The following is a 21,757-nucleotide window of genomic DNA, read 5'->3' as shown; positions in this document are numbered from 1 at the left end:
GGTCGAAATATTTCGAAAAAAAGACACTTTTGTGGAACACTTCGGGTAATTAAACGTTATCTAGTAAACCTTTTGTATAATATTGTATCTAATCACAGTCAAACCTAACGTAGCAGGAAATAGCAGTAGAAAGGCCTCAGGAACATGGATAAATATATCACCAATACCATCAATGTACTCATCATAGGAAACAATCCCGTAGAACTATCCCGCATCAAGAACCAACTCAAGAATCTGAAGGGGAGAAAATTTATCGCAGATTTTTGTTTTTCAACCCGGGACAGTCTCATGAGGATTTTGAAGTTTAAACCCGGTTGTATTTTGGTTGATGATACCATAGATAAAAAGAGCCTGGCAGATTTTTCCAATAAAATCAACAGCAACAACAAAACCAGGCATATTCCTATTACTTTGTTAAAAAGTTCTTATAAAAATCAGATTAATATACCCGGGTTGAGTGATTTCCTGCTCAAAGACGGGTTATCCGGTGAAAGCCTGTCTAAAGCCATCGTCAATGTAATCAGGTCGAGGAAAACTCAGCGGTATTTATATATTAAATATAAAAAGAATAAAAGGCGATTATCTAGCCTCTTTCAATCTGCCCATCAATAACCCGGGTTATTGATTTCAGATTACCTTTTCCAATCTAAAGCTTTTCTTTATTTTCAATCCTTCCCGTAAAACGACGAGATTGATCTTCCGGCCTGCTTTAGATCGGAAAAACGCATTGATGTCATTCAGTTTAACATTTGAAGAGCTATGACCATTGATGTTAAGAATAATGTCCCCTGGCATTAATCCCGCCTTTTCAGCGGGTGAATCGGCTGTAAGCTCGTTTATGATAAACGTATCCAGGTCAGTACCTATGGCTTTTACTTCGATACCGCTCATGTTGTATTCAAATCCTTTTTTAAAACCTTTTCCTTTTTTCAGATAAACCCGCTCATTAAAATAGTCGACTGTAACCACAAATTTGGAAAGCAACCCCCCGCCAATGGTTCCTTGCCTGTTGTTAGGCTTGTACAGGTTGACCAGCATTTCAGAAGCCGGAAAAGAACCTATCACCTGCTGAAATTGATACTCACTGATGTGTACCTTTTTAACCCGGCCGATATAACCTTCGATGTTACCACCCAAACCCCTGCCCAGCGTGGTAAAAATCCTTTTTTCAGGGATTTCTAAAGACGCATGCATGCCGGTCTGCAAAAGAATCGAATGACTTGCCCCCGTATCCATCATTAGCTTCGCAGTCAAGCTCTTTCCATTCAACATCATCACATCACCTGATAAAAAGGGTTTCGAGTCCTCGATACTGATAGGTAGGATCTTAAGGTTTCTTTTGGGCTTATATTGCTCCGGATCATAAAGTGTAATGGTGGTCTTATCGTAGTTTATTTTTACTACGAATCTGCTAAATAATTCGTATCCTAAAATACCATGAACCTCCACCCCCAGATAGTTTTTTAGTTGCAGATAATCTTCAGCCAATACCAGCATACCCTGACCTTTGCTGGTAGCTCCGGGTAACTGCAACGTTACGTTGTTGGCAACATAGGCGTCAATTACTTTTGACCCGTCTGTCCCCACCAGCGGAATTTTCCGATCATAGTTAATAGACAAAAAATCGCTCAGTGACCGCTCCGTTAAAATCGACGTTCTTACGCCGGTATCAAGAATAAACTTCACCGGCAGCACGTCATTGAGGAGCATGGAAACAATGATGAGATTGTTGTAATTTTCAAATTTAAACTCTGTTTTCTTTTTACCATTGTCAATATTAAACCCAAACACCTGACGCGTAGTTGTTTGTGAAAAACACAGGGAACCAGGGCCAATGAATAAAAAGATAATAAAAAGTAGGCGCTTTAATATCTTTCTCATACTAGGCAGTTAACAGACTAAAAGATAACAATAATATATGCAAATACACAACCAGGGGTCAATTAAAATATCCCTTGTTGTTCCCGGATTATTCCACTTTAAGAGGCTTGACCGGATTGGTACACGCGGCTTTGGTAGCATGGAAACTTATGGTGAGGATCGTGATAATGATGGTAACAATTGCGGTTAAAACGAAAGTTGCCGGCTTTACACTTACGCTATAAGCAAAGTTTTGTAACCAGTTGATAACAAAATAATAGGCAAAAGGCCAGGCCAGCACAATGGAAATGCCTATAAGTACCAAATAATCTTTGGCCACCAAAAAAATGATATCCGAAAAGGTCGCTCCGTTAACCTTTCTGATACTAATCTCCCGTTTCCGCTGAGAGGCTGTAAAGGACGCCAACCCAAATAACCCTAAACAGGCGATAAGAATGGTAATACCCGAAAATACTGCAAATATTTTCCCTTTTCTCTCATCCTCAATGTAGTATTTTCTTAAATCATCGTCGACAAAACTATAATCAAAGGGTGCTTCGGTGATATGTTTATCCCATACTTCGTGCATAAAGTTAAGTGTACTCTTAATTTCCTTATCTTTGATTTTTATCAACATAAATTGATTGTGTGCTTTATAGGTCAAAACCATGGGCTCAATTTTTTCATGAAGTGAGCGCATGTGGAAATCCCTGATTACTCCAATGACCTTTGCATTTTTAATTTTATAATCTTCGTTTACCACTATGTCGACCCTCATACCTACAGGCTTTTGCCAACCCATTTTATTAACCAATGTCTGGTTTACGATCACCGCATCTAACGAATCGGCAGGCGATTGCCTTGAAAAATTCCTGCCTTCCAGTAACTGAATTCCGAGGCTCGGCAGATATTGCTCATCGACGTTAAAATTAAGCAATAACCGCTCCTGCATTCTACCATGATTCGACTCAACGTAAAATGCTGATTGAATAAAGTCCCCTGTCCCGGGTGTGCATTCACCGGACGCAACAAATTCAATGTTTTCATGAGACGCCCAAAAGGTGGACAGTTGGTTGCACTTTGACTTCAGCGATTCACTATGTAAAGGGATCCTGACCAGATTCCGTTCATCAAAACCCAAATCCTTGTCACTCAGATAGTTTAACTGATCATACACCACCCAAGTGCATATCAACATGATACTGGAGAGCCCAAACTGGGTGATAACCAGCATTTTTCTTAGAGACAGGTTGCCCAGGTTTCCATAGAGTTTTCCTTTCAATACCTCGATCGCGTTAAGTCTTGATAAATAAAAAGCCGGGTAACTTCCGGCCATTAACCCGACCAGCAAAATAATTCCCAGCAGTGCCATCATGATACCTGGTGAAGTAAGTACTGATAAATCGATCGCTTTACCCGAGATAGCAGCAAATGGTCCGACGAGATATTTAATGCTAATTAAGCTTACTATCATGGATAATGTGGTAAATATAACCGACTCGACAATGAATTGCTTCATCAATTGAGTTTTGTAAGAACCCACCAGTTTTCTCAGCCCAACTTCCTTGGCCCTCTTTACAGATCCCGCAGTTGCCAGGTTCATGTAATTGATGCTGGCAATGATGATCATAAACAGGGCAATGGCTGAAAAAATGTAGATGTAAGATATTTCACCACCAGGCCTTACTTCGGCCTGCAGTTTGGAATACAAGTGAATATCAGTGAGTGGCTGAAGAAAAAATGACGCCGAAGCGTTAAATTGATAAAATATTTCTTTCATATATCGGTTGTAAACCTCCTTAAGCCTGGGCAAAAATTGGTCCGGTGGATAATTTTTTGGCAGAAGAACATATGTGTATTCGCTGAAATTCACCCAATTCGTAGTTCTTTCCCTCGGTATATTCCGGTAAGAAATAAAGGCGGCCGGAACAAAATGCGAGTTAGGGCGGATATCTTCCAGCACTCCTGTTACCTTTAATGGTTGTCGGTTGCCACCGAAATAGATTTTCTTCCCAAGCGCTTCAACCGTACCAAAGTATTTCTCAGCCAGGGTTTTGGAAATGACTATAGCATGCTCCTCATTCAGGCATGTATATGGATCCCCATGAAGCAGGTTAAAATCAAACATTTTAAAAATGCCGGGATCGGCATAGTAAAAATCATTTTCAAAAAACTGGTTATCATCTACTGCCACCATTTCCCTTTTCAAATCCACGACGCGCGTGAACTCGATCACCTCGTTAAATTCCCGTTTTAATACAGGCCCCAGCGGTGCGGGTGTGGTGGCGATGCTGAAATAATCATCCTTAATCACCGCATCTGCGGCTATCCGGTAGATTTGCCGGGCCTGATGATGATACCGGTCGTAGCTAAACTCGTAATTGATATAAAGTAAAAGCAATACGCTGAATGTCAGACCTAATGACAGCCCGAAAATATTGATAAAGCTATACATCTTATATCTTTCAATATTTCTGAGAACAATAAGGATATAATTTTTAAGCATACTGCCAACTTTGACTTTTTTCCGTCAATTAATATACCATTAAGTATAACTTGCTGTAAAAGAGATATTTATGTTGTATTATTGTTAATAATAAGCAAAATATGTTCGTATATATGACATTTATTGATCAATATTGAACACTTTTTATATATAAATCAGCCCATTCAACGCCAGTTTATGACATTCTTCTGTTTTCTTCCGGCCATTTCCGGAGGCAAGGAATCGATGATCTCCTTAAATAAGGCTTCGACAATTTTTCGCTTCAGAAAACTGCGATGCATGATGAGACTCACCTCCCTGACCGGTGCCGGTGCCACGAAGGGTCTCAGTTTTTTTTTGTTGTTGACAGATAAATCATAAACGGCCAATTCCGGCAGCAAAGTAAGCCCCCGTCTTTGATCAACGATTTTCCTGAGCGCCTCCAGGGAGCCGCTTTCGTACCTGAAATGTTCATTTTTTGGTTTTTCCTGATAGGCCCCGCATAAGTTGAGCGCCTGCTCCCTGAAACAGTGCCCCTCGTTTAATAACCATAAATCATTGACATCAATATCATGAGTCGTTAAAACCTCCTGCCCGGATAAAGGATGCAAACTTGATACATACGCATAAAATTCCTCATAAAACAGGGGTTTCTCCAAGATACCCTGTTCTTTAAGCGGAGTCACCACAAGGCCTATGTCCAGCAGGTCATTTTTTAACCGCTTAATAATTTGTGAGGTCAAAAATTCCTCTACAAGGACATTCACCTTGGGATATTTTTCAACGAAAGTGTTGATAAAAAGGGGTAAAAGATAAGGTGATAATGTAGGGATCACCCCAAGCCTGATTTCGCCAACCAGCTCGTGTTTTTCATCGTCAATGATCTCTTGTATTTTTTTTGACTCATTTAAAACCACCCTTGCTTGTTTGATGATTGTCTGGCCTATTTCGGTGGGTATCACCGGGTGTTTACTACGATCGAAAATTATTACACCCAACGAGTCTTCCAGTTTCTGAATTTGCATACTGAGGGTAGGCTGAGTAATGAAACATTTTTCAGCAGCCTTGGCAAAATGCCGGTAGGTATCGACAGCAACAATATACTCTAACTGTATTAAGGTCATAGCTATAATTTTATCAAAAAAACCTGGTAAATTATCCCAAAGCTAACTTTCAGGGAACAACCAACAAATATTTTACGTTAATTAAGTAACCAGTAGTTGTAAACGACAATTCAAAGGTGAAAGATCGTTAGTGTTAGCAAATTTATTCGTAAATTTCCGGTTGTAATTATGATTAAAAAATCTACCATAGTAAACCTTTTAAACTACCTGATAGAGCAGCACCGGGATCTAACCTGGAAGCTTGACTGCTGCTACAGCGACGGTAAAGATTTAATCATCTACAAAATCCTGATCAACTCTCTGCAAAACAACCAGATTAAAGGCAATATACAATTTAATTCCAGCAATGGTGAGGTCCTAACCTTCAATTACCTGGGGTTTAAATTAAAAGACAAAACAGGAATTGTTGACTTGTTGCTTGACCTTTGCAACTACGAAAGAACTTCGCTGGTCTAGCCCTTATCCTCCATATTAAAAACAAAATAACTTATTCACCTTTAATTATTTAGATTTATTCTAAATACTTTCTATTTTTATAATTCAAAATCAACAAATAGACCATGTTTAAAAATCAATTAACTATTTTTTTGATAGCCATCACCATTGTTATGATATATTCCTGTGATATTAAAAAGGCAGGTACCCAAAACGAAAACACGGATGAACAAGTAGTAAACGTCTACACCCACCGGCACTACGAGGTAGACAAGCAACTTTTTGCTGATTTTACTACTGAAACGGGCATAAAGGTGAATGTTGTAAACGCCAGTGCGGATGAACTGATACAGAAAATGGAGATGGAAGGTGAAAAATCCCCGGCGGATGTGTTAATTACGGTTGATGCAGGCAGGTTGCACAGAGCCAAAGAAAAGGGCCTCATTAAAAGTATTAAATCCGGCCTACTGGAAAATAATATACCTGGCAAATTCCGGGATCCGGAAGGTTACTGGTTCGGTCTTACCTACCGGGCCAGGGTTATTGTATACGCACCTGACCGCGTTGACCCCACTGCCCTTACTACCTATGAATCTCTGGCGGACGAAAAATGGAATGGAAAGTTATTGATCCGTTCCTCAGGCAATATTTATAATCAGTCATTACTGGCTTCGCTCATTGCCGCAAACGGGAGGGATGAGGCCAAAAAATGGGCTGAAGCTGTTGTTAATAACCTGGCCAGGGAACCTAAAGGCAGCGATCGGGACCAGGTAAAGGCTATCGCTTCTGGCATTGGAGATGTTGCTGTGGTCAATTCTTACTACATAGGAAAACTGCTGGATTCAAAAGTGGAAGAAGAGGTAAATGCTGGCGAAGCCGTACAGGTGTTCTTCCCGAATCAGGACGGCCGTGGCACACACATTAATGTGAGTGGTGCTGCTGTTGCCAATCACGCTCCCAACGAGGCAAACGCCATAAAGTTTATAGAATATTTATCAGATGAAAAAGCTCAATCAGTTTTTGCAGGCGCTAACTTTGAATATCCGGTTAAGCCCGGAATTAAATTTGCATCGCTTTTAGACTCCTGGGGAACATTTAAGTCTGATTCCGTTAACCTTTCTGTTTTGGGTGAAAATAACAGGGATGCGGTTATAATTTTTGATGAAGTCGGCTGGAAATAGAATCCGGCGATTTTTGACAAATGATTCAAATAGATTTTGGCATTAAACAAATATCGGGCCTCACGAAAAGTTACTTTTAATTCGTGGACAGTTTACCTGATAGTTATTGTCCTTGTTATTGCCATTCCGCTGCTTTCTATATTCTTTGGCCTTTTTAAAGGGCCCGGACAAGCCTGGGGTCATATCCAAAAAAACCTGTTGCCTGATTATGTGGCTAACTCACTGGTTCTGGTTCTTGGAACAGGACTGTTGACCACATTACTGGGGGTGTCAACAGCTTGGTTGGTAAGTACCTGCGATTTTACAGGAAGAAAGTTTTTTGAGTGGGCATTGATATTACCTCTCGCTATTCCTTCCTACATTATTGCCTATACCTATGCCGGTATATTCGATTATGCCGGCCCCGTACAGATTATCTTTCGCCAATGGTTTCCTGATGAGGTATTTGCTTTTGATATTATGAACATCTACGGAGTCATTATTTTATTATCGTTCGTTTTATACCCTTATGTTTTTGCCACGGTAAGAGCCTCATTCATCAATCAATCCAGGTCGATGATCGAATCCGGCCGTATACTGGGCAGTACTCCATGGCAGGTATTTTACAAATTGGCCCTGCCACTTGCACGTCCGGCCATATTCGCCGGGGTAAGCCTGGTCGTCATGGAGGTACTCAATGACTACGGCGCCGTTAAATACTTTGGCGTACCTACCTTTACTACCGGTATTTTCAGGGCCTGGTTTTCTCTTGAAGACATACAGTCGGCTATTTTTTTATCAGCTTTGTTAATGGGTTTCGTCTTGTTTCTCCTGGGGCTGGAACAAATACAACGGGGACAAAGAAAGTATGAACAAATCTCCAACAGCTTTAGGGCCCTCGCCCGATTTCAATTGAAGGGGATAAAGCGTATTGCTACATTTATTATTTGTTTGATTCCCCTTTTGTTTGGATTTATCATACCTGTATTACAGTTAGGCTTTTGGGCAAATAAAACTTTTGAAGAAGTTTTGGGTCAGGAATTCTGGCAAATGATTGTCAACAGCTTCTCTGTTGCGGCGGTTGCAGCGTTTCTATGTGTTTTGGTGGCCCTGATCCTTGTTTACGCTGTCAAACTGACTCGCAGTTATTTTTCCGATGCCGCGGCCAGGGTAGCTAACATGGGTTATGCTATTCCGGGTGCTGTCATCGCGGTCGGGGTTATGATTCCAATTCTGGCCCTGGACAGGTATTTGACCAATTTTCTTGAAAGAGTTACCGGCAACTCTACAGGACTGATCATATCAGGTACATTGTTTATATTGATTTTTGCTTATCTTGTACGTTTTTTGGTGGTTGCATTCAATCCGGCCGAAGAAGGATTCAAAAAAATTGGGTGGCAGCTTACTGAAGCAGGCAGAACGCTGGGCTTCAGTCCTTTCAGGTGCCTGGTAAAAATCAATGTCCCCTTAATGAAAGGTGCGCTTGTCAGTGGTGCTTTGTTGGTTTTCGTTGATGTATTGAAGGAGCTACCGCTAACCCTGATACTGAGACCATTCAACTTCCATACCCTGGCTACCAGGGCCTTTGAGCTGGCCAGCGATGAAATGGTGGCCGAATCGGCCAATGCAGCCCTCATTATTGTGCTTACCGGTATCATCCCCATTATTATCTTAAGTAAATTAATCTCCGGAAATTCATTTTATGAAAGCATTGCAGATTGAGCATTTATCCAAAACATATTTTAAAAGGGATGGGCCGGTAGTTTCGGATATCTCTTTGCAGGTGGAAGCCGGTAAAACCCTGGCCCTCCTGGGCGAAAGTGGCAGCGGTAAAACCACGCTGCTAAGATTAATCGCCGGATTGGAACATCCTGACAAGGGTGCAATCCTGATAGGAAATCAGGTGGTATCAGACACCCGGACATTTGTCAAACCCGAAAACAGAAAGGTGGGTTTGGTTTTTCAAAACCTGGCGCTGTTCCCTCATCTGAGTATTTTTGACAATGTGTCTTTTGGGCTGAGGGGCATAAGCAGGCAGGAAAAAGCTGCAAAAGTCGAGGAGGTTTTAACCCTGGTAAATCTATGTGGCATAGAAAATCGTTTTCCACATCAACTTTCAGGAGGGCAACAACAACGAGTGGCACTGGCTCGTGCATTGGCTCCGAAGCCTGAAGTTATCCTTCTCGATGAGCCTTTTAGTAATCTTGACAGTGTGCTAAAAAACCAGGTTCGTGAAGAGATTAAAAAAATATTAAAGCAGGCATCAGCCACAACAATTTTTGTTACACACGATACCACTGATGCATTGCTGGCAGCCGACAAGATAGCTCTCATGCATCATGGCCGAATACTACAAACAGGCAATCCTGTCGAAATATATACTAATCCGTCTGATGAAAATGTCGCCAGGTTCTTTGGTAAAATCAACACTTTACATCTCCATAAAACCGAGTCCGGCTGGCACTCCGAAGCCGGTGAGCATCTAAATTTACCAGACAAGTGGACAGAAGACCAACTCAAAATCATTTTTCGCCCTGAAAATGTGAATCTTGTCAAGCAAAGTGAATGTGGTTTGGCCGCCCGGCTCGTTGCTTCTGATTATATGGGAGATCATTGCCTTTTGACCGTATCAGCCGGTACCCCGAAATTCCAACCTCATTTACTTTTTATCAAAGCGCCGGCCAACCATAATTATCGGGCCGGCAACCTGGTATTTTTTCAAATCGACTTTCATAAAGCAAAAATCATATTACCATCATCCGGGTAAATCTCAACCGCCCGTGAATGGTTGTGGCATTCACCTTGATAGGTTTAGTTCGATGTTGTGTTTATCGATAAATAAGACAGATTCGTCTCATGCCATTTCCATCTTCCGGGTCATATGCGTAAATTTATACCTGATCAAAAACACCTTTCATGATTCCCCAACCTGCCCCCAACATAGCTAGTTGGCTATTCGGAATTGTCCTGCTTTCCATTGGCCTGGAACGCTGTGATTCCGGCAGTTCCGATCAGAAATCTGTGGAAGCAAATGCCATGGGTAGTCAGTCCGATTCACTGGAAACATTGGCAGCTAAGCCAATGGGTGAAGTATACACCCATCCATATCTTATAAAAGCTGACGAAATCAGGAATAAGGAGGGTTTCACAAATGCCATACCTTATTACGAGGCGGCGGTTTCATTGTTTGAGAAAGACGGGAATTGGGAGGGCTTGATTTCTGCGAAGAACAGGGTTTCTTCTTATTACGCTGACAGGAGCTATTATGACATCTCTTATTATGACAGCCTGTTGATAAACTTAGAAAATACATGGGAATTGGGAAAAAAGTATCTGGAATCCACAAGCTTATCATTTTCGGAAATTCAATATTGGTTTGGAAAGTATTTTGAGGAAACAAATGAGCCTTACCAATCGATATCCTTTCATCAAAAAGCCTTGAACAACAGGGTTAAACAACTTGGCAACAATAATCTGTTAGTTGCTGAAAGTTTAAAAGCGCTTGGTGATGTTTATTTTTACCAGCTTTCGGATTATAACAATGCCGAAAACTTTTATGAAAGATCGGTAGACATTAAAAGCCAACTACTGGATAGTGCCAATGTAGATCTAATCCGTGGTTATTATTCCATGGCAAGAGTTAAAAGGTTAAATGATGATACTGAAAGTGCCATTAATTACGGATTAAAGGCATTAAAAATAGCGATGATGAATCCAATAGAAAACAAGCAACGGATTGGGTTATGTCATAATGTTTTAGCCAATATCTATAATGACAAAAATGACTACAAAAATGCGGAGTTACATTACCAAAAAGCCATTGAAATTTCAAAAGCCAAATTTGGCGAAAACAACCATGATTTGCCCATTTATTACAATGGATTAGGAACAATCTTTTTACAACAAAAAGAGCTTGGATTAGCCAAATCATATTTCACTCAGAGCCTTCATATAAATGAACTGTATTTCCCTGATGATTTGGATGAAATTGCTGATAACTTTACGAGTTTGGGATTGGTTTACACACAACTAAAACTGTATGACTCCGCATTGATATACTTCAATAAAAGTTTAGAAATAAAACTAAAACAGTTTGGCACAAAAAATGCCCGAACCGGGTTAATTTATGAATTTTTAGGTGATATGTATGCTGATAAGGGACATCTGGAGATGGCGCTGCAACACTATCAAAATGCCCTGATTAGCATAGTCGAAAATTTTAATGAAAATGATGTTTTCGTCAATCCGAAATTTTCTTCACAGGTACATGGGTTTAGATTCGTTCATGTAATAAGCAGCAAAGCCCTTTTGTTCAAGCGGTGTTATCATGAAAGCCATAATATCAAATATCTTGAAGCCTCTTTAAAAACTTATTTACTGGCTAATAAAATAATTGATCGAAAAAGAAACAATGATATTACTGAAGATTCCCGGTTGGTGTTGATTGAAAATCACTTTCAGGATCAAATGGAAAATGGAATCGATTGCGCATTTCTATTGTATCAACTAACCGGCAAGCCTGAATTTCAAAATACGGCATTCCAATTGATCGAAAAAACAAAATACATGTTGCTTTTTGAATCATTAATAAAAAATAAAAAAAATCAGCAATTTGGAGTTCCGGATTCTCTTTTAGCCCTGGAAAAAAACCTAAAAGTTGAAATGGCATTTTTCAAACAAAATTTAGACGAATTACTACAAGACGAAAATTTGAATCAACAACAAGTCGATAGGTTACAAAATAAGGTTTTCAGCACCGCAGTTAAGCAAGAAAAACTGTATAAAAAGCTTAAAGACGAATATCCAAGATACTACGATATCAAATTTGACAGTATAACATTGTCAATCAAAGATATTCAAAAAGCGCTGAAGAACAGAGGCGTTGAAATTATTGAGTTTTACTATGGGAAAAAAAATATCTATATCTTAAATATCTCGAATAAAATAATAAAATTTCAAAGATTAGAAAAATCCCAACTATTAGAAAACGCCATAACCACTTATTTAGAACAAATTTCAAGTTCACCCGATATAACCAGTTTAGAAAACTATAGACGCTTTTGCCAAAGTGCTTCGCAACTTTACGAATTATTAATGAAGCCAATATTGACCAAGGATTCATTGAATAAAAACCTGGTTATTATTCCACATGGCAGGCTTTCGGTTTTACCCTTTGAGTCCATTATTAAACCCGTTGCAGATTACAATAAAGTCGATTACAAAAATTTAAGTTACCTCATCAAAGACCATCAGTTCAGCTATGCCTATTCAGCTAATTTATTGTTTAAAACCAAGACTAAGCAACAAGCTATTTCCAAGCCAAAAATACTGGCCTTTAGCTACTCCAATGAATTCCACAAACCAAAAAATCGGGATGAAATAATTGGTTCATCTAAGGAAATAAATACTATCTCAAAGTTTGTAAAAGGCACCTTTTACAAAGGACAGTATGCCACTGAATCCACTTTTAAATCAACGGCTTCCCAATTTGACATTTTGCATTTGGCGGTACACGGAAGGGCTGACGATGAAAGTAAATTAAGTAACAGGCTATTATTCAAGAATGAACTTGACTCCACCAATGACGGGGTATTGCATTCCTATGAGGTATTAAACCTGAATATTGACGCTAAACTCGTAGTTCTGAGCGCCTGTGAAACAGGATTAGGACAACAGTTTAAAGGAGAGGGAATTTTTAGCATGGCAAGGAGTTTTGCCTATGCGGGATGTGAAGCAATTATTATGAGCTATTGGAAAGCAAAGGATAACGCAACTGCTGATATAATGGGAAGCTTTTACAAGTATTTGGTTGATGGAGCAACGGTTGATAAAGCGCTCAGGAAAGCTAAGATAACCTTTATTAATGAATCTGAGGAGCTTACCGCCCATCCTTCAGCCTGGGCAGCTTTTGTACCATTTGGAGATATGAGTACCCCAATTTTTCAGAACCAAAATGCAAGTGCCGAAGTATTGGGGTATTTCTTCCTGATTAGTGTGATCACCTTAATATTATGGTACATGGCAAAAAACAAAGCGTTTAAATAGCCCTTGTGCCTGTTGTAACAACTTTCGATGCTAATGTCGATGATGACGCTTCCTTTTTTTCCCAAAAAGAAAAGCGAACAACCGGTGTATTCAGGGTGAGCAAAGTAACCTGTCAACGGCTTTTTTGAGTGTTCTCTCAATATCCTTCTCGTCCGTTTCTTTGGTCAATTTGTTCAATTCTTTTGGATCCAGCTTTAAAAGTACCTTCGCAAAGATATTCAGGTTTTTGGTAATGGGATGTTCGTCGATTTCCTTTTCGTTTAAAACAACATCTGTTGCTAACTCTATTGTAGCCTTAGAGCCATTTTGGCCTGTAATCACCTTGGCATTTTCATCTATTTTGAATAATACCGGACTTCCAAATGTTAGGGTTCTTGAAACATTATTCTTTAAATAAACAATCTCCTTACATCTGCCAAACTTATCAAGTTCCTCGGCTATAATTATTCCATACTGTTTTTCCTTTGAATTCATCTTCGGGTCTTTTATAAATCCTTTGGCCATATTGGTAAATTTAGATTAATAGTTCTTTTCCGGTTATTTCATTAAATTCGAAATCCTTGAATTACCTTAATTAAAAAAACATCAAATGGTAACCCATCTTACACAACCCGCGGTCAAATATAAAAAAAACCGAACAATTAAGCCACCAAATACTTGATTTTCATCTTCACCCCAAACTTTCTATTTTTATCTTCAGAATGTAAAAGCTTTTCAGAATGGGTTACAGTTGCCGTGATATCAGGGTAGGATTATACTATATTTTTTGCTTGTTTGCCATTCCCGGTGTTTTTTTAGCATGCAGAGATCATGGCGATCAAATTTCAAATAAGGATAAAGTTTCAATCAAAGAAGACACTGTAGTGATGGATAATTTTGATGACTACAGCCATCCTTATCTGACCAAAGCGCTCTCCGTGCAGAAAGAACAAGGCCGCCGGGCAGCGGAGGAGTTTTTCATTGCGGCACTTTCATTGTATGAAAAGGAAAAAAACTGGATCGGTTATGCCAAAACAGCCATCAGGCTGGCAAAAAATTACAATAATCCCGTTGACCGAAAGAAAACAGCTCCGATACTTCGAAAAGCAATGGGCTACTGGGTGAAGCATAATGGGAATAATAACAGCATTGCCGCGGACTTACATGAGAAATTCGGGGACTACTTTTATTATTCAAATGAGGCGGATAGTGCCTTAACCCACTATTCAAAATGCCTGCTTACGAGGGAAAACATCTATGATAATAACCACCTGAAACTAGCCAATATAAACCATAGGCTCGGTAATTTGTATCGTTGGAGGTTGAATGAGTATTACAATGCCGATAAGTATTACACCAGAGAATTGGTCATCAGAGAAAACGCTAAAGATACGGTGGCAAAAAACTTTTCTTATTGTTATTACAATCTCGCTGTGACTAACAGAGTAAAAAATGATCATGAAAAGGCCCTTATTTATGCCAATAAAACCCTGGACTTTCTTAACAAATATGACAGTAGCAATCATGCCATACGAAAAAGGTGTTTTAACGTGCTTGCAAACATCTCCAATGAAATAAAAGATTTTGAAAATGCCATATACTATTACAATCAGGCAATTGGGTCAACTACAGGTCAAAAAGATCCTGGTTCAGTAAACAGTCTGGCTCTTTACTATAATAACCTAGGGACAGTATACCGACAATTAAACCGCCCCTCCACAGCCATCAAGTATTATGATAAAGCACTTCTCACCTATCAAAGCAATGCGAACCTGGCGGGACTTGCGGACACCTATAATAAGCTGGGCATCGCCTATATAGATTTAGGAAACCCTGATTCCGCATTTTATTTTATCCATAAATATGTGGATGAGACAAAGTCATATTATGGTAAAAAACATTTCAGAACAGCCAAATCCATGATAGTTCTGGCCAAGAGGCTCAGCAGTGAAACTTCTTTGTTGGATTCGGCGCTTACCACTGCCCACCTCGCCTTGATTTCGGGTTTGAACAATTTTAACCAAAAAGACCCTTTGGTTGTCCCTTCTTTAGCGGAAATGGAATATAATTTTTATCTTATCGATGCACTGAAATCCAAAGGGCAGATTTTAACTAAAATGGCTACTGAAAATGATTTGAATCCTAAATTGCTTAAGGGTGCCATGGATTCATTTTTATTGGCTGACAGCCTGATCACTATTGAAAGAGGAAATTTTGGCATAGAAAATTCCAAATTATATCTAGCCAATGACTACAAATCCATTTATGAGCACTCCCTGGAGTGTGCCTATGATTTATATTATATGACGCAAGAGGAGATTTATTATCAATATGCCTTCAATTTTATGGAGAAAAGCAAATCCCGGCTGTTATTGGAAAATCTGGAAAACATAGAAACTTTGAATCGAGCCGGGGTTTCGGAAGAAGTGAAAATTTTGGAAAGAAATCTGAAAACGGAAACTGCTAACCTCAATAGTGCTTTAAAAAATGAAAAAGAAAAACCTTATCCTGATTCACAAAAAATCAATTTGATTAATCAAAAACTCTTTGGTTTAAGTACAAAAAGGGATTCCTTAACCACTTTTTTATCCACTAATTTCCCACAATATTTTAACATTAAATACAAACATAAAAATTACTCTATTGCCACCGTTCAATCCTTGATCGATGATAAATCACTGGTTGAATATTTTTGGGGTGATTCAGCCATTTACATGTTATCCATCACCCGTCAATCGGTTCAATTTAAAAAAGTGTCAAGGGATTCGGTTTTTATGAATAAGTTCAATAATTATTTAAAATTAGTGTCAAATCCACAGGTCAACCTGGTTGATTCTACCATAAATCTTTCTTCCTGGTTATTTGATAAATTGTTATCCTCTGTCCTGAATAAGCCCATGGACAAACCGGGCAATTTGATTATTATCCCCGATGGTCCGCTAGCTTATCTACCTTTTGAAACCCTCATTACAAAAAACGATGGTCTGAAAAAACCAAATTTCAAAACCGCTGATTACCTGCTTTATGACTGGACGATCGGCTATGTCTATTCCACAGAGTTATTGTTAAACAAAAATGTAAAAGAAAAAAAGAGGGCTTTAAAGCTATTAGCATTTAGCTACTCTGACAATACAATGCGATCGACTATCATGAACGAGGGAGAAAGTTTGGTTCATATTCAGGGAAGTGCCAAAGAAATCGAAGCGATAAAGTCATTAATAAATGGCAGATTTCTCAAGGGGGAGGAGGCGACGGAAGCGCAATTTAAAAACCTGGCGCCTGGATTTGACATCTTACATCTTGCAATACACGGATCAGCTAGCAAAGGGGATAGTATCGATGCCAAATTATATTTCAGGGATCAATCTCATGAATCAGAGGATGGCATATTATACCCTCATGAATTATATAATTTAAATTTGGGTGCCGACATGGTGGTGTTAAGTGCGTGTGAAACAGGGTTGGGAAATTACAAAAAGGGCGAAGGTGTCTTCAGTATGGCCAGGGCCTTTGCCTATGCAGGCTGCCCCTCCATCGTAATGAGTCTTTGGAAAGTTAATGACCAGATTACCGCACGTATGATGAAGGATTTTTATAAGAACTTAAATGAAGGACTTGAAATCAATACCTCCCTGAGGTATTCCAAATTAAGTTATCTGGATAAAGCTGACGAACTTACGGCCCACCCTTTTTATTGGGCGGCTTTTGTGCCCATCAGGCAATCAAAAGTCATTGCGCCTCGTAACTATTTGTATTGGATAATAGGATTTTTGGTTGTTTTACTTGTTGGCTTAAGTATAAAAAAATTTTTGAGCGCTTCTTCAGCAGTGCATTGAAAGGATCAAAAGACACAATTATCCGAGTATTAATCCAAAAAAAGGTTAGCCAGTAACTGACTAACCTGCTCACTTGAAAGTTTTCTAGTTTAATCTTCATCCTTTGGCGGCGGCTCATCATCTCGGGGTTCATCATCTTCAGTTGATTGCACTTCAAGGTTAGATGAGTCAGATTTTGGATTGATATCTTCCAGAGAGTCTTCATTGCAAGCCGCAAATGAAAACATTACTATGACGAGGAGTAAGATTATTTTTCGCATGTTTTTAATTTTAGGTTGAAAAAATTTGGTGTAACTATTAAATAAAATTGTGTTTGATTATGTTAAGATAAACATTATGGTTATAAAAAAAAACAGGTTAGCCAATAACTGACTAACCTTCTTACTTGATAGCTTTCCAATCTAATTTTCATCCTTTGGCTGCGGCTCATCATCTCGGGGTTCATCATCTTCAGTATCATAACCCATAGTTGCTTCTTCCACCTCATCCTCAGGATCGACAAAGTTTTTATCTTGGTCTAACATAGTAAGTAGTGTTTATTTAAGGTTAACAATAAATCATTTGCTTATTTTTTTTAATATCTCTTTGGCCTGCTTGCTTTTAGAGTAATCGCTGTTTTTTACGATAGTAAAAACTTCTATGGATTTTTCAATATTCCCGGCCTGCAAATATCCAAGGCCCCGGTACCATTGAAGCTGATTCTCAAAATTTCCAGGATTTTCCAGGGCCTTTTCAAAAGCCTCTATGGCCTTATCAGGTTGCTCTTCGACCAGATACGAATTGCCCAGATACAAGTAAACGCCGGAATCCTTTTCAACCCCAGGTAATTCATTGAACATTTTTATAGCCAGTGAATAATTACCCTGATCATAAATCTGCATCGCCTGCTCAAAACTGGTTTGCACGGTTGATTTACCCCTGGTGGTGGCGCTCATCACATTATCGTATGTTTCAAAATATGCCTGGTAAATATCACCAGGAGCGGATCTGTGATTGAAAAGGAAAATACTGCTTACTGCCAATATGACCACACTTGCCGCTGCCATCAACCAATACCTTCTGTTCCGCATCGGCACCGCCTTTTCTTCCTCCTGATCATCATCGACATGTTCCTGCCAATTGACTTCGGGCAGCTTCTGTTCCAGGTCTTTCAATTGCTGCATCATCTTGTTTCTAGCAGCATATTGTATGCCACCAATCAAAATCCGGACCTGATCGAGTAGCTTTTTGAAGTCATCTTCACTGGCCAGCCTTTGTTCCACTATCTCCCTTTCCTCAATACCGAGATCATTCTCGATATACCGCTCCAATAACGCTATGTCTTTTTCCAATTCGTTCATGTTTCTTATACGGTATTCATTGTCCTTTCTTCAAAAATCTTTTTTAGCCTTTTCATGCATTTATACTTTTGGTTCTTGGCAGTATCCGTATTTTTATAACCCAGGCTTTTTGCAATATCAGTCATCGACTTTTTGTGATAGTAATACATTTCCAATAAACCCCGGCAAGGCTCACCCAAAAGGTGCATGCAGTGCTCCACTAGTTTCAGCGTGGTCTCCTGCTTCTCCACATCTTCTGTTGGCTGATCTTCATTCATTAAATCCATGGTTCCATCCATATTATGAGTAAATCTGGTGGCGAACTTTTTTTGTTCCAGCATCTTATTTTTTCCAATGGCAAATAAATAAGACTTTATACTACTGGTCATTGTTGTCAATCTTCCATTGATGATATTCTCATAAAATATCATGATCGCTAACTGATAGACCTCTTTTGCTTCCTCTATGTTACAACTATAGGTCCGGATTATCCAGGAAATAAATTCTTGACGATACTTTTCATATATGGTTCCCAACTCACGTTCATCTCCTGTTTTTATCCTCGCAATGACGTCGTTTTCACTCATCTAAGTATACTTAATGGATTGATGGAAAAAAGGTAACCTTATTTTCAAATGTAACTATTTTTAGAATGCTGAAAATTACAATTTCCGGAATCTTAGGGAGAATACCTCATTTCATTCACCGGGTAATTTTGTACAGTAACACTTTAATTAGCACAAATTAACGAAGAATGTTCAAGATATTTGTACATCTTCAATATTAAATTTTGAATAATCATTAAGTTACTGATTTTTTCAGAAAGCCAATAAGCCAGTTTCCCAAAATCTATGAATCGCTCACTGATGCCACCAACCTGGCTGGGAATGGCCCTTTGTCAGGTTATTGTACCGGTGGTATTAAGCGGAAGGGGCAATTCCACCTCATCAAACATCAATCTATCTGAAAACCGATTACTGAAAATACCACTGGCATTAAACTCAAAAAAGACTTTTTGCCAGCTTTTAAATTTCGGATACATTTGCCGTACCAGTTCAGGCCTGCCTATCAGGCAGTTATTGATTTTACCCCAATGTAGAATACCACCGTATGACAGAAACAGGTCCTGAAAGTGATCCAGCATCAAATCCGCCCCCTTGGTTTTGGTCATGAAAGGTGCATCTATGTACATGACATCACGTTCATATTCCATAGTTAAATAGGCTTTCGATCTTTTAACAAAGCGCAGGCCCAGCGGCGCTGACTGGTATAGCCGGCCTTCTTCTTTCATCTTTTCCACGAGGATGAACAACGCTTCAATGGCATCTAAATACCGGTTTTCTATCAAATCAAAAGCAAATTCACAACCATATGCCCTTATCTTGATAAACTCCACACCCTGGTACAGTACCTTGTGTGCCCTGTGAATATAGGATTTGTCATGCTGGCTATTTAAAGCGGTTTCGAGCAAATTAGGAATACGGTTCGGCCTGAAAACCACATTAAACAGCGTGATATAGTAAGCCACCGGAATATTGGCCAAATAGCCACTTAACAGATTTCTGGTGGCCTGACCAAGGCTTCTCTTTTTAGGCTTTTCTACCAATGTGTGCTTCATGACCATACATGTACGGTCCTCCTTTTCGGATAGCTTATAAGGGTTTATCTGCACCTGCACTCCCCTTGTTCCTTTGAAAAGGGAACCGTCGGCGATCGCCGGTTTAATTTCCTCCCATGGATGGCATGTCTTATTCTCTTCCAGCCAGTACATATCTTCAACCTCCAGAATGTAGGAGTAAATTATGCCTAAGCAGCCAAGACTAACCAGCACACTATAAAATTTGTCATCGTCCTGAACTAACTCTATAAATTCATGGTGATAGTTGGTTGGGTCAGTAATGCCATCTTTCGGTTCTATGCGAAGCACTTTGCCACCGGTGATGACTATGACCATAGATTTTACCATTCCCGATATTCCCGGCAGACCGATGCCCGTACCGTGTGTGCCGGTGGCTATGGCTCCTGAGATGGTTTGGTTGTCAATACCTCCCATGTTCAAAACAGCCAGATTAAGGTCATCCAAATCCCTGTTCAACTTTTGTATGCTGATTCCAGACTCAATTTCTATCAGGTTATCCAGACGGCAACTTTCTTTGAGCACCTGTTTATTAAGATTAAGCACTTGATTAAGCCTGCACATATCCACCAGATAGCCGTCAGAAAGAGCAATGTCTGAATATGAATGGCCTGACCCAATCGCTTTTACCCGCATTCCCTTATCTTCTGCCTCATGAATTATCTGCACTATGTCCTGTAAAGACTCAGGAAGAAAGTATTTAACTGGCGTGACATAAAACTTTTCGATGGTGTTTTTCCAGGTGTGTCTAGTCTTAGATTCCATGACATTTAATTTAAACTTTAAAGAATTGCGTTCCCCTTCAACTATTTAATGCCATTCCACCAATCATGTAACCACCCTACCCCCTTTCCATTTTCATTTTTATTTACCCAAGTTTTTCCCAACGCCCCGACCCACCCGCTCTGAAAATTGCTTCGATCACTGCCATGTTATGCAAAGAATCTTCAAGTGGCACCGGAACTTCCGTATCCTGCAAAATTGCCTGCGAAAACGCATCCCCCTGCAAAGCATACTGATTACAGGCTTCTATGGTAATCACCTGAGTGGCTTGGGTTGAAATGTCCCCATCATCAATCAATATCCTGCAGGGTCGATCGTCGGGGGCATTAAAGGGTATTTCAATTTCGATCATTTTCTTCGTCCCAAAAAACTGCATGGTCTGGTAGCGCTGAATTTGTGTTGCTGCCGTAAAAGTGGCCTGCCCGGAAGGAAAGTCCATCAGAACGGAAACCAACCGGTCTACCTTCAGATCAGGGTCATAATCTATCAAAGAAGCCACCCTTTGGGGCTCCTCCCCGAAAATGAATCTTGACGTGTGAACAGGATAACAACCAATATCATACAAAGCACCGCCTCCAAACTCCGGGATGTTTCTAATGTTCCGGGGGTCATTATTAAAATAACTGAAAAAACCGTGGATTGATTTCAAGTCACCTATTTCACCTTGTGCAATCAATTGGCGGGTAGTGACCCATTGCGGATGGGTTCGAACCATAAATGCCTCACCCACCTTTACTTTTTGCCGGTCCCGGACTTTTATCAATTCACGTACCTCGCTGGTATCGATGGCAACAGGCTTTTCACAGAGCACATGTTTGCCGGCATTCATACATTGAACGGTTACAGGCATATGAAGGTGATTAGGTAACGGATTGTAAATAGCATCAACAGACGCATCAGCCAGTAATTCCTGATATGAACCATAAGCCCTGGGTATCCCCAGCTCCCGGGCCACCTGCTTTACTTTTTCCCCGTCCCTCGATGCAATGGCAACAATTTCCGAGAACTCTCCGGCCTGCATGGCCGGGATCACTTTTTTTACACCAATGTTAGCGGTACTTAAAATTCCCCATTTTACTTTTTCCGACATGTTGC

General features: G+C 39.8%; 17 protein-coding genes. 7 read left to right on the top strand and 10 right to left on the bottom strand.

The genetic code is table 11. The annotated features are described in order from the left end of the window. Window positions 1–144 precede the first annotated feature (144 nt). On the top strand, window positions 145–612 hold the full coding sequence (locus AC04NP_RS21595; protein WP_482862028.1) for a hypothetical protein: 468 nt from the start codon (window positions 145–147) through the stop codon (window positions 610–612). A gap of 15 nt (window positions 613–627) precedes the next feature. Here AC04NP_RS21595 and AC04NP_RS21590 read toward each other — a convergent pair whose 3' ends face one another. The 3 genes from AC04NP_RS21590 to AC04NP_RS21580 all read right to left on the bottom strand — a co-directional run bounded on the left by AC04NP_RS21590 (window position 628) and on the right by AC04NP_RS21580 (window position 5,469). Beyond that, the gene (locus AC04NP_RS21590) at window positions 628–1,881 is read right to left on the bottom strand and encodes an aspartyl protease family protein (protein ID WP_482862027.1); all 1,254 of its coding nucleotides are present in this window, start codon (window positions 1,879–1,881) and stop codon (window positions 628–630) included. 88 nt (window positions 1,882–1,969) lie between these two features. Then, window positions 1,970–4,366, bottom strand: coding sequence for an ABC transporter permease (locus AC04NP_RS21585; protein ID WP_482862026.1), 2,397 nt, complete (start codon window positions 4,364–4,366; stop codon window positions 1,970–1,972). A gap of 164 nt (window positions 4,367–4,530) precedes the next feature. Next, window positions 4,531–5,469 (bottom strand): hydrogen peroxide-inducible genes activator, encoded by a 939-nt coding sequence (locus AC04NP_RS21580; protein WP_482862025.1) that lies wholly within the window; start codon window positions 5,467–5,469, stop codon window positions 4,531–4,533. A 168-nt stretch (window positions 5,470–5,637) separates the two neighbouring features. On the opposite strand from AC04NP_RS21580, the gene AC04NP_RS21575 reads away from it, so the two are divergent. The 5 genes from AC04NP_RS21575 to AC04NP_RS21555 all read left to right on the top strand — a co-directional run bounded on the left by AC04NP_RS21575 (window position 5,638) and on the right by AC04NP_RS21555 (window position 13,109). Further along, window positions 5,638–5,925 carry a hypothetical protein gene (locus AC04NP_RS21575; protein ID WP_482862024.1) on the top strand — a complete coding sequence of 96 codons (288 nt, stop codon included), beginning with the start codon at window positions 5,638–5,640 and terminating at the stop codon, window positions 5,923–5,925. Window positions 5,926–6,029: 104 nt separating this feature from the next. Next, the gene (locus tag AC04NP_RS21570) at window positions 6,030–7,085 is read left to right on the top strand and encodes a Fe(3+) ABC transporter substrate-binding protein (RefSeq protein WP_482862023.1); all 1,056 of its coding nucleotides are present in this window, start codon (window positions 6,030–6,032) and stop codon (window positions 7,083–7,085) included. Between the two features lie 36 nt (window positions 7,086–7,121). Next, entirely contained in the window at window positions 7,122–8,786 is a 1,665-nt protein-coding gene (locus AC04NP_RS21565; RefSeq protein WP_482862022.1) for an ABC transporter permease, read from the top strand. Further along, complete coding sequence (locus AC04NP_RS21560) at window positions 8,767–9,831, top strand: ABC transporter ATP-binding protein (protein WP_482862021.1); 1,065 nt, start codon at window positions 8,767–8,769, stop codon at window positions 9,829–9,831. The genes AC04NP_RS21565 and AC04NP_RS21560 overlap by 20 nt, the downstream gene beginning before the upstream one ends. Before the next feature lie 149 nt (window positions 9,832–9,980). Next, window positions 9,981–13,109: a CHAT domain-containing protein gene (locus AC04NP_RS21555; protein WP_482862020.1), complete on the top strand. Its 3,129-nt coding sequence runs from the start codon at window positions 9,981–9,983 to the stop codon at window positions 13,107–13,109. A gap of 90 nt (window positions 13,110–13,199) precedes the next feature. Here the strand turns inward: AC04NP_RS21555 and AC04NP_RS21550 are convergent, their stop codons facing one another. After that, a complete protein-coding gene (locus AC04NP_RS21550) occupies window positions 13,200–13,613 on the bottom strand; it encodes a hypothetical protein (RefSeq protein ID WP_482862019.1) in 414 nt (137 codons plus the stop codon). A gap of 215 nt (window positions 13,614–13,828) precedes the next feature. On the opposite strand from AC04NP_RS21550, the gene AC04NP_RS21545 reads away from it, so the two are divergent. After that, the gene (locus AC04NP_RS21545) at window positions 13,829–16,924 is read left to right on the top strand and encodes a CHAT domain-containing protein (RefSeq protein WP_482862018.1); all 3,096 of its coding nucleotides are present in this window, start codon (window positions 13,829–13,831) and stop codon (window positions 16,922–16,924) included. Between the two features lie 89 nt (window positions 16,925–17,013). Here AC04NP_RS21545 and AC04NP_RS21540 read toward each other — a convergent pair whose 3' ends face one another. The 6 genes from AC04NP_RS21540 to AC04NP_RS21515 form a co-directional block, all read right to left on the bottom strand. Continuing rightward, on the bottom strand, window positions 17,014–17,184 hold the full coding sequence (locus tag AC04NP_RS21540; RefSeq protein ID WP_482862017.1) for a hypothetical protein: 171 nt from the start codon (window positions 17,182–17,184) through the stop codon (window positions 17,014–17,016). A 141-nt stretch (window positions 17,185–17,325) separates the two neighbouring features. Further along, complete coding sequence (locus AC04NP_RS21535) at window positions 17,326–17,448, bottom strand: hypothetical protein (RefSeq protein ID WP_482862016.1); 123 nt, start codon at window positions 17,446–17,448, stop codon at window positions 17,326–17,328. Between the two features lie 33 nt (window positions 17,449–17,481). After that, window positions 17,482–18,264, bottom strand: a complete 783-nt coding sequence (locus AC04NP_RS21530; protein ID WP_482862015.1) for a tetratricopeptide repeat protein — start codon at window positions 18,262–18,264, stop codon at window positions 17,482–17,484. Between the two features lie 5 nt (window positions 18,265–18,269). Then, window positions 18,270–18,830 carry an RNA polymerase sigma factor gene (locus AC04NP_RS21525; protein ID WP_482862014.1) on the bottom strand — a complete coding sequence of 187 codons (561 nt, stop codon included), beginning with the start codon at window positions 18,828–18,830 and terminating at the stop codon, window positions 18,270–18,272. A gap of 311 nt (window positions 18,831–19,141) precedes the next feature. Further along, on the bottom strand, window positions 19,142–20,644 hold the full coding sequence (locus tag AC04NP_RS21520; protein ID WP_482862013.1) for an FAD-binding protein: 1,503 nt from the start codon (window positions 20,642–20,644) through the stop codon (window positions 19,142–19,144). 103 nt (window positions 20,645–20,747) lie between these two features. Continuing rightward, window positions 20,748–21,752, bottom strand: a complete 1,005-nt coding sequence (locus AC04NP_RS21515) for a Gfo/Idh/MocA family protein (protein WP_482862012.1) — start codon at window positions 21,750–21,752, stop codon at window positions 20,748–20,750. Between the last annotated feature and the right edge of the window lie 5 nt (window positions 21,753–21,757).

Source organism: Agaribacillus sp. DX54 (genome assembly GCF_056858335.1).
This window is presented reverse-complemented; position numbering and strand designations above follow the sequence as displayed.

Coding starts and splice junctions, on each gene's coding strand:
- AC04NP_RS21595 (WP_482862028.1), top strand. CDS start 145: ATGGATAAATATATCACCAATACCATCAATGTACTCATCATAGGAAAC.
- AC04NP_RS21590 (WP_482862027.1), bottom strand. CDS start 1,881: ATGAGAAAGATATTAAAGCGCCTACTTTTTATTATCTTTTTATTCATT.
- AC04NP_RS21585 (WP_482862026.1), bottom strand. CDS start 4,366: ATGCTTAAAAATTATATCCTTATTGTTCTCAGAAATATTGAAAGATAT.
- AC04NP_RS21580 (WP_482862025.1), bottom strand. CDS start 5,469: ATGACCTTAATACAGTTAGAGTATATTGTTGCTGTCGATACCTACCGG.
- AC04NP_RS21575 (WP_482862024.1), top strand. CDS start 5,638: ATGATTAAAAAATCTACCATAGTAAACCTTTTAAACTACCTGATAGAG.
- AC04NP_RS21570 (WP_482862023.1), top strand. CDS start 6,030: ATGTTTAAAAATCAATTAACTATTTTTTTGATAGCCATCACCATTGTT.
- AC04NP_RS21560 (WP_482862021.1), top strand. CDS start 8,767: ATGAAAGCATTGCAGATTGAGCATTTATCCAAAACATATTTTAAAAGG.
- AC04NP_RS21555 (WP_482862020.1), top strand. CDS start 9,981: ATGATTCCCCAACCTGCCCCCAACATAGCTAGTTGGCTATTCGGAATT.
- AC04NP_RS21550 (WP_482862019.1), bottom strand. CDS start 13,613: ATGGCCAAAGGATTTATAAAAGACCCGAAGATGAATTCAAAGGAAAAA.
- AC04NP_RS21545 (WP_482862018.1), top strand. CDS start 13,829: ATGGGTTACAGTTGCCGTGATATCAGGGTAGGATTATACTATATTTTT.
- AC04NP_RS21540 (WP_482862017.1), bottom strand. CDS start 17,184: ATGCGAAAAATAATCTTACTCCTCGTCATAGTAATGTTTTCATTTGCG.
- AC04NP_RS21535 (WP_482862016.1), bottom strand. CDS start 17,448: ATGTTAGACCAAGATAAAAACTTTGTCGATCCTGAGGATGAGGTGGAA.
- AC04NP_RS21530 (WP_482862015.1), bottom strand. CDS start 18,264: ATGAACGAATTGGAAAAAGACATAGCGTTATTGGAGCGGTATATCGAG.
- AC04NP_RS21525 (WP_482862014.1), bottom strand. CDS start 18,830: ATGAGTGAAAACGACGTCATTGCGAGGATAAAAACAGGAGATGAACGT.
- AC04NP_RS21520 (WP_482862013.1), bottom strand. CDS start 20,644: ATGGAATCTAAGACTAGACACACCTGGAAAAACACCATCGAAAAGTTT.
- AC04NP_RS21515 (WP_482862012.1), bottom strand. CDS start 21,752: ATGTCGGAAAAAGTAAAATGGGGAATTTTAAGTACCGCTAACATTGGT.